Genomic DNA, 10,319 nt, shown 5'->3' with positions numbered 1-10,319 from the left:
GAATAGGGGAATAGGGGGCGACGGGTCATTGGTGTCCTTGCCGTCGCCGCGCTGGCGTCAACGGCGTCCCACAAAAAATCTCCTCAACCTTTCGAACCTTTTGCTGCGCCGCGCCGACTGATGGTCAGAGGCGAATGGGTCGCCTCGATCAAAAGATCCAGGAGATCATCATGTTCAAGCGCACTCTTACCTCGGGCCTCGTCGCCATCTTCGTCGCCACCGGCGCGCTCGCCGGCACTGTCGGCACGTCGTCAGCCCACGGCATGCATGGCCATCATCATCACCACCACAACCATCACAAGAAGCACTTCAAGAAGTTCTGGTGGAAGCACTACAACCACCACCACAACCATCACCACAGGCACGGCAGGGTGATCATTTTCCTTTGATGGAGGGACCCAATTCCCCAAGAGGGCGGCTTCGGCCGCCCTTTTTGCGTTCGGCGATCACCTTGTGAAGTAGGGCGGCAAAGCTGCTGATCCCCGGCAAGCTACGGCATGCACACATTTCCAAGCAACTGGTCTTTGGCGATAGAGTGCATGGCAGCTTGGCGCATGCATTGCCTATGCGGCGCTGGTCCCGCTCCGTCTCGGCTTCGCCGAGCCAACGCTCGCCCACCAACGCTCCTTTCCTTTCCCTCCGGAGGGGGGAAGGTGGCGCTGCGAAGCAGCGACGGATTGGGGGACCCACCCGGCAATCGGGCCTCGGGCCGATCAGTCACCCCAGTCATAGCAGATATGTGCGTGGCATAGCCCCCAGCAAGTGGGGGAGATTGGCCGCATCAACGTCCTCGCCAACCCTTTCCAGTCGCCGTCAGCGTGGACCTCGGTCCATCCGATTTCCCAGCTCCAGAAAAATCAAAAAAGTTCGAACCTTTTTCCTGGCTGTGACGACAGATGATCAAGAGGCGGATGGATCGCCTCGGTCAACGAAGCAAGGAGATCGTCATGTTCAAGAACACACTCGTTTCCGGCCTTATCGCCACCGCCGTCGCCGCCGCCACGCTGGCCGGCACCGTGCAGCCTTCGGCCGCCCACAGCCATCACCACAACCGCGAAATCGGCATCGGCATTGCTGCCGGCGTCGGCGGCTTCGTCCTCGGCAGCCTGCTCGCCCAGCCGCGCACCGTCTATGTCGACGAAGGCGGTGGCTCGTGGCATGTCCGCCGCTGCTACGATCGCTATGCCAGCTACGACGCGGACTCCGATACCTATCTCGGCCACGACGGATACCGCCACTATTGCCGTCTCTGAGGGGAGGACCCGTTCAGCAACAGAGGGGCCCATGCGAGCCCCTCTTCTGTTGTCTGGATGGTAGCGGTGCGTGCTCCATCGGCCGCTTCAGCGCAGAACTGAAGGGATTGGTCCGGCGACAGATCGGACAGTGTACAGAGATTTTCCGAGCGTCTATCCTGGACCGCGAAACGCGGGGAGAGACCCTTGGACGAGCAGGACCCCAGGGAAGACCTGGTCGAAACGGTTTTCCGCAACGGCACCGTCACCACCGTCGGCATCCTGCTGGCGTTTTCGCTGGGCTTCATCACCCATTGGGCCGCCAACCCGATCCCGTGGCAGACCTACCATCTTGTCGCCGTCCTGCCGATCCTGGCCGGCATTGCCTTGCAGATGCGGGCGCTCTCGCTGCTGCTCGACACGAAATGCCTGCAGCGGCGCATCTATGAACGCGCCAACCGCATCTTCATGGCCGGCCTGATATTCACCGCCTGCGGCGTCGGCATGGCCATCCTTCTCGATTTCTTCGATATCGCGACCAGGAGCGCGCTGCCCGGGGCGGGCTGATCAGCCGGCTCGCACGCCGCCGATCATCCTGGTCACCTCGGCTGCCGCATCGCGCACCAGCGGGCCGATCTCGGCCAGCCGCTCCGGCGTCACCCGCACCGTCGGTCCCGACACGGAAACGCCGCCGATCGGCTCGCCGAATTCGTTGAAGATGGCGGCTGCCACGCAGCGCATGCCGGGGTGCCGCTCCTCGTCGTCGACCGACCAGCCGCGCTGCTTGATCCGCGCCAGATCGTGGGCAAGCGCCGAAATGTCGGACAGCGTCCTGTCGGTGAAGCGCTGCAGGCCTGCCTTGCGCAGCATGGTTCCGACGCGCTCCGGCTCGAGATGCGCCAGCACCGCCTTGCCGATGCCGGACGCATGGAAGGGGCTGCGCGTGCCCGGCCGGAAGAAGGCGCGGATCGCCTGATGCGTCTCGACCTGGCTGACGAAGACCACGCAATCGTCCTCGGCGACGCCGAGATTGGCGGTCTCGCCGGTTCTCTCCATCAGCTCCTGCATGACGACACGCGCGCGGTCGACCAGCTTGCGGCGGCGCAGGAAGGCCGCGCCCATACGGTAGGTCTCGACGCCGATCGACCACAGCTGGTCTGATGTGTCGAATTCGACCATTCCGTGGTTTTGCAGCGTCGTCAGCATGCGGTAGGCGGTGGAGGCGGCAAGCCCGCTCTGCGCCGATATCTCGCTCAGCGACAGGCCGCTGCCTTCCGCGACAATGGCCAGGATTCTCAGCGCCCGATCGAGCGACTGCACCGAACTGGCCTCCGAGGGCCCATTGAAAGCGCGCGGCCGGCCGCGCTGGCGTTTTTCCGTGGTTTCCATGGCGCCATTCTCGACCGATCTCGCCAAATGCACAATGAAAAAGTTTTTCACTAAAATCGCAGGCCGGATTCCTAGAAAACGGAAAATCCAATAAAATCAGCATATAGCCGTTGTTTTCTCTAAATGAAAAAATATTCTGAAAAAATTGAAAAATAGCCGGCGTGCTGGCATCCTCAGCCAATCCAACAATGACAAACCCGTGGAGGGCTGGAAAATGGCCAGGATGCGCGCTGTCGATGCCGCGGTTCTCGTTCTCGAAAAGGAAGGCATTTCCTGCGCTTTCGGCGTGCCGGGCGCGGCGATCAATCCGTTCTATTCGGCGCTGAAGGCGAGGGGAACGATCCGCCACGTGCTTGCCCGTCACGTCGAGGGCGCCTCGCACATGGCGGAAGGCTTTACCCGGGCCAAGGCAGGCAATATCGGCCTGTGCATCGGCACTTCGGGTCCGGCCGGCACCGACATGATCACCGGGCTCTATTCGGCCGCTGCGGATTCCATTCCGATCCTGTGCATCACCGGCCAGGCGCCGCGGGCGCGGCTGAACAAGGAGGATTTCCAGGCCGTCGACATATCAGCCATTGCCGCGCCGGTCGCCAAATGGGCGGTCACGGTCATGGAGCCCTATCTCGTCCCCATGGCGCTGCAGAAGGCCTTTCACCTGATGCGCTCGTCGCGGCCGGGTCCGGTGCTGATCGACCTGCCGGTCGACGTCCAGCTGGCCGAGATCGAATTCGACATCGATGCCTATGAGCCGTTGACGCCGTTCAAGCCGGCCATGACGCGCGCCCAGGCCGAAAAGGCGTTGACGATGCTCAACGCCGCCGAAAAGCCGCTGATCGTCGCCGGCGGCGGCATCATAAACGCCGATGCGTCGGATTTGCTGATCGAATTCGCCGAGATTTCAGGCGTGCCGGTCATCCCGACCTTGATGGGCTGGGGCGCGATCCCCGACGACCACCGGCTGATGGCCGGCATGTGCGGGCTGCAGACCTCGCACCGCTATGGCAATGCGACGATGCTGGAAGCCGATTTCGTCTTCGGCATCGGCAACCGCTGGGCCAACCGTCACACCGGCTCCGTCGATGTCTATACCAAGGGCAAAAAATTCATCCATGTCGACATCGAGCCGACGCAGATCGGCCGTGTCTTCGCGCCGGATCTCGGCGTCGTTTCGGATGCTGGTGCTGCGCTGAAGATGCTGCTCGACGTCGCCACCGAGTGGAAGACGGCAGGCAGACTGCGCGACTGGTCCGGCTGGGCGAAGGAATGCCAGGCTCGCAAGAAGACGATGAAGCGCAAGACGCATTTCGACCAGGTGCCGCTGAAGCCGCAGCGTGTCTATGAGGAGATGAACAAGGCGTTCGGCCGCGACGTCACCTATGTCACCACGATCGGCCTGTCGCAGATCGCCGGGGCGCAGTTCCTGCATGTCTACAAGCCGCGCAACTGGATCAATTGCGGCCAGGCCGGCCCGCTCGGCTGGACCTTGCCGGCTGCCCTTGGCGTGCGCGCCGCCGATCCCGACCGCACCATCGTGGCGCTGTCGGGCGACTATGATTTCCAGTTCATGATCGAGGAACTGGCGGTCGGTGCACAGCACAAGCTGCCCTATCTCCATGTCGTCGTGAACAACGCCTATCTCGGCTTGATCCGCCAGGCGCAGCGGGGTTTCTCGATGGACTTCGAGGTCGACCTTGCCTTCGAGAACATCAACCGGGCAGGCGATCCCGAGGCCGGCTATGGCGTCGACCATGTTGCCGTCGCCGAGGCGATGGGCTGCAAGGCGGTCAGGGTGCGCAAGCCGGAAGAGTTCGCCGGTGCCTTCAAGGAGGCGCAGCGGTTGATGAAAGAACACCGGGTTCCGGTTGTCCTCGAATTCATCCTCGAACGCGTCACCAACATCTCGATGGGCACCGAGATCGACAAGATCACCGAATTCGAGGAGCTTGCCGAGAGCCACGAAGATGCGCCGACGTCGATCGTCATGCTGGATTAGGCTTGGCGGAGAAAAGGAGAAAAAGAATGCCGCGTTTTTCAGCCAATCTTTCGATGCTCTTTGGCGAGCATGAGTTCCTCGACCGTTTCGATGCCGCCGCCCGCGCCGGCTTCAAGGGCGTCGAATATATCGGCCCCTATGACCATGCGCCCGATGTCGTCGCCGCCCGGCTGAAGAAGAACGGCCTGACCCAGGTGCTGTTCAACCTGCCGGCCGGCGACTGGGGCAAGGGCGAACGCGGCATTGCCGTGCTGCCGGACCGCGTGCCGGAATTCCGCCAGGGCATCGCCAAGGCGATCACCTACGCGCAGGCGCTCGGCTGCCAGCAGGTCAATTGCCTAGCCGGCATCGTGCCCACCGGCGCCGACCGCAAGGTGCTGGAGGACGTCTTTGCCGAAAACCTTGCCTTCGCGGCGGAAAAGCTGGAGCAGGCCGGCATCAGGCTGCTGATCGAGCCGATCAACACGCGCGATATCCCGGGCTTTTTTCTCAATTATACCGATCAGGCGTTGGCGCTTATCGACCGTGTCGGGTCGAAGAACCTGTTCCTGCAATACGACATCTATCACATGCAGATCATGGAGGGGGATCTCGCCCGTACCATCGAGGTAAACCTCGACCGCATCGCGCATATCCAGCTTGCGGACAATCCAGGCCGTCACGAGCCGGGGACGGGCGAGATCAATTTTCCCTTCCTGTACGAGCACATCGACCGCATCGGCTATTCCGGGTGGATCGGGGCGGAATACAAGCCGAAGGCCGGGACGGAGGCTGGGCTGGGGTGGTTTCAAGCATTAGCCGGGCAGGGAAGTGCTGCGGCCTAGCCAACGCCGCGCCCCCTCATCCGGCCCTTCGGGCCACCTTCTCCCCGGTGGGGAGAAGAGACAGGCACCAACGTCGGCTTCTCTTCTCCCCTCGGGGGAAGATGGCCGCGCTAGCGGCCGGATGAGGGGGCGTTTCACACAAGCAACTGGAGAACCAAAATGGAAACCATCGGCTTCATCGGCCTCGGCATCATGGGCGCACCGATGGCGGGGCACCTGTTGGACGCGGGCTACAGGATCATAGCCAGCGACCATCGATCGCAACTCTCAGCCGATCTCGTCGCCAAGGGCCTAACGTCAGTCACCGGCCATGCTGCCGTGGCGAAGGCCGCCGACATCATCATTCTGATGGTGCCCGACACACCGCAGGTCGCCGATGTGCTGTTTCACGAGAACGGCGTCGCGTCCGGTCTGACCAAAGGCAAGCTGGTCATCGACATGAGCTCGATCTCACCGATCGAGACCAAGATTTTTGCCAGGAAAATCAACGATCTAGGCTGCGACTATCTCGACGCGCCGGTCTCGGGCGGCGAGGTTGGCGCCAAGGCGGCGTCGCTCACCATCATGGTCGGCGGCGAGGAGAAACCCTTCGAGCGCGCCAAGCCCGTGTTCGAGAAGATAGGCAAGAACATCACCCTGGTCGGGCCCAACGGCGTTGGCCAGACCACCAAGGTGGCCAACCAGATCGTCGTCGCGCTGACCATTGAAGCCGTCGCCGAAGCGCTTGTTTTTGCTTCGAAAGCCGGCGCGGATCCGGCCAAGGTCAGGCAGGCGCTGATGGGCGGGCTGGCGGCTTCGCGCATTCTGGAAGTGCATGGCGAGCGTATGGTCAAGCGCACCTTCGCCCCGGGTTTTCGGATCGAACTGCACCAGAAGGATCTGAACCTCGCGCTGGAGGGCGCGAAAGCGCTCGGCGTGTCGCTGCCCAACACGTCGACCACGCAGCAGCTGTTCAACGCCTGCGCGGCCAATGGCGGCGCCAAGGAGGATCATTCGGCCCTGGTCAGGGCGCTGGAGAGGATGGCCGATTTCGAGGTCGGCAGCGAGGCAGCCGGCACCCGGGGCAAAGCGGCATAGGTCAGGAGAGGGCGGCGCAACGTTCCCAAGCCGCCAACTCCTGGCCCATCGAAGAACGGGTTCCGGCGTCTATGGCCGGAACCCGTTTCTCGTTTCGAGATGTTTTTGGCTTAGCCGCGCTTCAAAAATGCCCGTGCCACGTAAAGGCTGATCGCCGCGGCATTCGATACGTTGAGCGAATGGATGGCGCCGGGCATGTCGAGCCGCGCCAGCGTGGTCACCGTCTCGCGGGTCTTCTGGCGCAGGCCTTTGCCTTCGGCGCCCAGCACCAGGGCGATCTTTTCTCCGGCAAAGCTCTTTTCGAGTTCGGCCGGCGCGTCCGAATCAAGCCCGATGGTGCGAAAGCCGGCCTCGTGCAGCTGGCCGAGCGCTTCGGCGAGGTTCTTCACCTCGATCTGGTCGATGTGCTCCAGCGCGCCCGAGGCGGATTTCGCCAGCACGCCCGATTCCTGCGGGCTGTGGCGGGCCGTGGTGATCAGCGCGCCGGCGCCGAAGGCGACCGCCGAGCGCAGGATGGCGCCGACATTGTGCGGGTCGGTGATCTGGTCGAGCACCAGCACCAGATTCGCGTCACCAAGCGCATCGAGCCGCTTGGCTTTAAGCGGCTCGGCCTCGATCAGCACACCCTGATGCACGGCATCCGACCCTGTGATCTTGTCGATATCCCTGGGTTCGACCAGTTCCGTCTTGAAGGGCAGGGCGGCGAGATCGGCGATTTCGAGGCGCTCGGCCGCATTGCGCGTCACCAGCATCTTCCTGATCTTGCGGCGCGGATTGTCGAGTGCGGCGCGAACCGTGTGCAGGCCGTAGAGCCGCACCAGTCCGTCCGCGGCATTTTCGCCCGGCGGAACCGGCTGTCGAGGCCGGAACGCCGGCGCGCCGCCGCTTTTCTCGTCGCGATAGGCGCGGCGCAGCTTGGCGTAATGGGTGTCTTTGGGGGTGTTGGTTTTATCGCTCATGGCTGGCTTCTATAGCGGTGTCCTCCGGCCAAGGATATGGCCCGCCGTCACAGCCGGCGAACAACATCGAAAAACGCTGGCTGCGCGGTTGACACCCAATGGCCTTGCCGCCATAAGGCGCTGCGCTGGTTTCGGAGAACACATAACTCGGGTCCGGATCGGCGTGAATGCCTCGTTGCATGGCTCCGGCGGCAGACTGGAGAGGTGCCCGAGTGGTTAAAGGGGACGGACTGTAAATCCGTTAGCTTAGCTTACGTTGGTTCGAATCCAACCCTCTCCACCACTGCCGGCCCGGAAGCCCTGAAACGCGACAAGAATCGGACCGAAAAGTGCATGGCGCTTTTCGGATGAATCCGGTACTTCAGGTAAGGCGCGGGTATAGCTCAGTGGTAGAGCAGCAGCCTTCCAAGCTGAATATGCGGGTTCGATTCCCGCTACCCGCTCCAGACACTCATCCCATCACCGGCAAGCCGAAGCACTGCGCACGAAGCGCAGCGCTCCAATTGTCGTGGCTGCGCCGCGTCAGCTGTTGAACGCGGATGCGACCTGGTGCTGCTGCGGCACCTGGCCATTCGGCGTCAGCTTGTCGACGATGCCGGGCAGGGCGGTGGACAGTTGCTTGAGCAGTTCCTGCTCGTCCAGTCCGGTCCGTTGCGCGATCTCGCGGATGATCTGCGGTCCGATCGCGGCGCCAAGATCGTTGGCGTTGATCGACTGGTTCTGGCCGGTTCCGACCCAGGAGTCCGCGGTGTTGCCGTGACCGGCGTCCCGGAGCTTTTCGAGCAGTCCGCCCAGGCCGCCCAGCAGGCCACCGTCGGCGGATGTGGTTTCCGTCGGGACGGGGGCGGTCGGAGCGGGCACGGGAGACTGTTCCGGCTCTTCGGCACTTCTGCCGCTCAGCATCTTGCCGACCAGCAATGCGCCGAGTGCGATCATCAGAGGTTTGGTGATGTTGCCGCCGGGAACGGCGTTGTCAAAAAGTCCCATCGTGGATCCTCCATAGCGACCAAGGCCCGACCCCTCCTCAACAATGAAGCATTCGGGCGGAATTTCAAGCTGGCTTGAGGTTTTGACAATCATATGAAAATGTTCGGCTGGCGAGGGGATGGAGAGGAAAAAATGGGTATCATCAGCTGGATCATTCTCGGCGTGGTCGCCGGCTTCATAGGCAGCAAGATCGTCAACAAGACCGGCCAGGGTGTCATAATGGATATCGTGCTGGGCATCGTCGGCGCCATTGTCGGCGGGCTGATCTTCAGTGCCTTCGGCGCATCAGGCGTCACCGGTCTCAACATCTACAGCCTGATCGTTGCCGTCATCGGGGCGGTGGTTGTTCTGTGGGCCTACCATCAGTTCAGCGCAAGGCGGACGCTTTAGGCGCCTGCGGATCGTCTGAGGTTTCGAGTTTCTGAAGGCAAGACCGGCTTCAGGCCGGTATGCCCGGCTGTGGCTTGCCTATGGCATCGGGGCGGCGAAAACAAAGATCGGCGTTCCCGCAATGAAACGAGGCTAGGCGACGACGGCCAACCGGCGCTGGCGCTGATCCAGCGACACGATGGTCAGCCCGCTGCCGACGACCAGCAGGATGCCACAGACCGCCAGTGTGTTGGGGAATTGCCCGAACACCAGCAGGCCCGAAATGACCGCCCAGACGGTGAAGCAATAGTAGAACGGCGCCACGGCGCTGGTCGGTCCGACGCGATAGGCCATGAAGATGAAGAAGTGGCCGAAGATCAGGAAAAATCCAGCACCTGCCATCAGCAGCAGGTGATGCGCCCCGGGCATGACCCAGCGCTCGGAAACAAGATGCGCGGCGCCGGCGCCGATCAGCACCACCACGACGGCGGAAATCGCCACGATCATCCCCGGCACCTCGGCCGAGACCCGCCGGCCGGCTAGGTCGCGCGCCGCTGCAAGGGCTGCGTTGCCGAGCGCCAGCAGGGCATAGACCGAAATGCCTTGCATGGTCGGCTGCGCCACCATCAGCGCGCCGACGAAGCCGAGCCCGATCAGCGCCATGCGCCGGCCGCCGATCCGCTCGCCAAACAGGATCGAGGAGCCAACCAGCATCAAGAGCGGCGTGATCTGGCCGAGCGCGGTGGAATCGGCGATCTGCATGTTGGCGAGCGCGACCACATAGCAAAGGATCGCCGCCAGCTCGAGCACGTTCCGGCTCAGGACGCGCTTGTCGAAGATCAGCGGGATCTGCTTGCCGTAGCCCAGCGCGAACAGCAGCGGGAAGCCCCAGAGGGCCGCCGCGGCACCCCGCAGAAACAGCACCTCATAAGACGGCAGGCCCGCCGTCGCGAGCTTCATCATTGTATCGTTGACGAGATACGACCCCGTCGAGACGATCATGAACAGCGGGCCGCGGATAGAGACAGGGATGAAATGCATCCGGCCACAAGATCAGAGGCGGATGGCGGCGGCAATGGTCCATGGCCTGGCCATGATTCAGACAGGGCCGGGCAAGCAAGCCGGCGCTTTCGCGGCCTCGATCGGTCGGCCCGCTACCCCTTCATTTTGCCCGGAGCCTTCCTATATCAGCGCCACATCCCCGCAATCGGATCGATGGTTCGGACTGAGTGAGACGGCACCCGGCCAAAAGACGCTTGTGTTTTTTGGCCTTTGTCGCTAATCGCCCCGCATTCGACTGAACTGAAGGTCTTCGACCGAACTGAAGATCCGGGCCGTCCAAGGAAAGAGACAATGGCAAAAGGTAAATTCGAGCGTAACAAGCCTCACGTGAACATCGGCACGATTGGCCACGTCGACCATGGCAAGACGTCGCTGACGGCGGCGATCACCAAGTATTTTGGCGAATACAAGCGCTACGACCAGA

At 62.6% G+C, this 10,319-nt stretch carries 12 protein-coding genes and 2 tRNA genes; 10 read left to right on the top strand and 4 right to left on the bottom strand.

Features of this window, described 5'->3' with window-relative positions:
• Nucleotides 1-170: 170 nt before the first annotated feature.
• From EOC83_RS28400 to EOC83_RS28390, 3 genes are all read left to right on the top strand, one after another.
• A complete protein-coding gene (locus tag EOC83_RS28400) occupies nt 171-389 on the top strand; it encodes a hypothetical protein (RefSeq protein WP_013531393.1) in 219 nt (72 codons plus the stop codon).
• A 558-nt stretch (nt 390-947) separates the two neighbouring features.
• Nucleotides 948-1,253, top strand: coding sequence for a BA14K family protein (locus tag EOC83_RS28395; protein WP_013531394.1), 306 nt, complete (start codon nt 948-950; stop codon nt 1,251-1,253).
• A gap of 186 nt (nt 1,254-1,439) precedes the next feature.
• Entirely contained in the window at nt 1,440-1,799 is a 360-nt protein-coding gene (locus tag EOC83_RS28390; protein WP_013531395.1) for a hypothetical protein, read from the top strand.
• Here EOC83_RS28390 and bhcR read toward each other — a convergent pair whose 3' ends face one another.
• On the bottom strand, nt 1,800-2,621 hold the full coding sequence (gene bhcR / locus EOC83_RS28385; RefSeq protein WP_063170248.1) for an HTH-type transcriptional regulator BhcR: 822 nt from the start codon (nt 2,619-2,621) through the stop codon (nt 1,800-1,802).
• A 214-nt stretch (nt 2,622-2,835) separates the two neighbouring features.
• Here bhcR and gcl point away from each other — a divergent pair, with 214 nt between their 5' ends.
• The 3 genes from gcl (at nt 2,836) to EOC83_RS28370 (ending at nt 6,518) form a co-directional block, all read left to right on the top strand.
• Nucleotides 2,836-4,617: a glyoxylate carboligase gene (gcl, locus tag EOC83_RS28380; RefSeq protein ID WP_063170247.1), complete on the top strand. Its 1,782-nt coding sequence runs from the start codon at nt 2,836-2,838 to the stop codon at nt 4,615-4,617.
• Nucleotides 4,618-4,643: 26 nt separating this feature from the next.
• Nucleotides 4,644-5,441 carry a 2-oxo-tetronate isomerase gene (gene otnI / locus EOC83_RS28375; RefSeq protein WP_063168077.1) on the top strand — a complete coding sequence of 266 codons (798 nt, stop codon included), beginning with the start codon at nt 4,644-4,646 and terminating at the stop codon, nt 5,439-5,441.
• Between the two features lie 159 nt (nt 5,442-5,600).
• The gene (locus EOC83_RS28370; protein WP_063168076.1) at nt 5,601-6,518 is read left to right on the top strand and encodes a 2-hydroxy-3-oxopropionate reductase; all 918 of its coding nucleotides are present in this window, start codon (nt 5,601-5,603) and stop codon (nt 6,516-6,518) included.
• A 110-nt stretch (nt 6,519-6,628) separates the two neighbouring features.
• Here the strand turns inward: EOC83_RS28370 and rlmB are convergent, their stop codons facing one another.
• Entirely contained in the window at nt 6,629-7,477 is an 849-nt protein-coding gene (gene rlmB / locus EOC83_RS28365; protein WP_063168075.1) for a 23S rRNA (guanosine(2251)-2'-O)-methyltransferase RlmB, read from the bottom strand.
• A 198-nt stretch (nt 7,478-7,675) separates the two neighbouring features.
• On the opposite strand from rlmB, the gene EOC83_RS28360 reads away from it, so the two are divergent.
• Together EOC83_RS28360 and EOC83_RS28355 are read left to right on the top strand one after the other, a co-directional pair.
• Nucleotides 7,676-7,760: transfer RNA gene (locus tag EOC83_RS28360), tRNA-Tyr, on the top strand.
• Between the two features lie 89 nt (nt 7,761-7,849).
• Nucleotides 7,850-7,923: transfer RNA gene (locus EOC83_RS28355), tRNA-Gly, on the top strand.
• 76 nt (nt 7,924-7,999) lie between these two features.
• Here EOC83_RS28355 and EOC83_RS28350 read toward each other — a convergent pair.
• The gene (locus EOC83_RS28350) at nt 8,000-8,464 is read right to left on the bottom strand and encodes a YidB family protein (RefSeq protein ID WP_024505802.1); all 465 of its coding nucleotides are present in this window, start codon (nt 8,462-8,464) and stop codon (nt 8,000-8,002) included.
• Between the two features lie 132 nt (nt 8,465-8,596).
• On the opposite strand from EOC83_RS28350, the gene EOC83_RS28345 reads away from it, so the two are divergent.
• Nucleotides 8,597-8,854 (top strand): GlsB/YeaQ/YmgE family stress response membrane protein, encoded by a 258-nt coding sequence (locus tag EOC83_RS28345; protein ID WP_013531402.1) that lies wholly within the window; start codon nt 8,597-8,599, stop codon nt 8,852-8,854.
• 132 nt (nt 8,855-8,986) lie between these two features.
• Here the strand turns inward: EOC83_RS28345 and EOC83_RS28340 are convergent, their stop codons facing one another.
• Complete coding sequence (locus EOC83_RS28340) at nt 8,987-9,874, bottom strand: DMT family transporter (RefSeq protein WP_063168074.1); 888 nt, start codon at nt 9,872-9,874, stop codon at nt 8,987-8,989.
• Between the two features lie 312 nt (nt 9,875-10,186).
• On the opposite strand from EOC83_RS28340, the gene EOC83_RS28335 reads away from it, so the two are divergent.
• The coding region (locus EOC83_RS28335; RefSeq protein ID WP_245261238.1) for a GTP-binding protein at nt 10,187-10,319 on the top strand (133 nt) is incomplete at its 3' end.

This window comes from Mesorhizobium sp. Primo-A, assembly GCF_003997175.1.
Lineage (GTDB): Bacteria > Pseudomonadota > Alphaproteobacteria > Rhizobiales > Rhizobiaceae > Mesorhizobium > Mesorhizobium ciceri.
This window is presented reverse-complemented; position numbering and strand designations above follow the sequence as displayed.

Coding starts and splice junctions, on each gene's coding strand:
- EOC83_RS28370 (WP_063168076.1), top strand. CDS start 5,601: ATGGAAACCATCGGCTTCATCGGCCTCGGCATCATGGGCGCACCGATG.
- otnI (WP_063168077.1), top strand. CDS start 4,644: ATGCCGCGTTTTTCAGCCAATCTTTCGATGCTCTTTGGCGAGCATGAG.
- bhcR (WP_063170248.1), bottom strand. CDS start 2,621: ATGGAAACCACGGAAAAACGCCAGCGCGGCCGGCCGCGCGCTTTCAAT.
- rlmB (WP_063168075.1), bottom strand. CDS start 7,477: ATGAGCGATAAAACCAACACCCCCAAAGACACCCATTACGCCAAGCTG.
- gcl (WP_063170247.1), top strand. CDS start 2,836: ATGGCCAGGATGCGCGCTGTCGATGCCGCGGTTCTCGTTCTCGAAAAG.
- EOC83_RS28395 (WP_013531394.1), top strand. CDS start 948: ATGTTCAAGAACACACTCGTTTCCGGCCTTATCGCCACCGCCGTCGCC.
- EOC83_RS28400 (WP_013531393.1), top strand. CDS start 171: ATGTTCAAGCGCACTCTTACCTCGGGCCTCGTCGCCATCTTCGTCGCC.
- EOC83_RS28345 (WP_013531402.1), top strand. CDS start 8,597: ATGGGTATCATCAGCTGGATCATTCTCGGCGTGGTCGCCGGCTTCATA.
- EOC83_RS28350 (WP_024505802.1), bottom strand. CDS start 8,464: ATGGGACTTTTTGACAACGCCGTTCCCGGCGGCAACATCACCAAACCT.
- EOC83_RS28340 (WP_063168074.1), bottom strand. CDS start 9,874: ATGCATTTCATCCCTGTCTCTATCCGCGGCCCGCTGTTCATGATCGTC.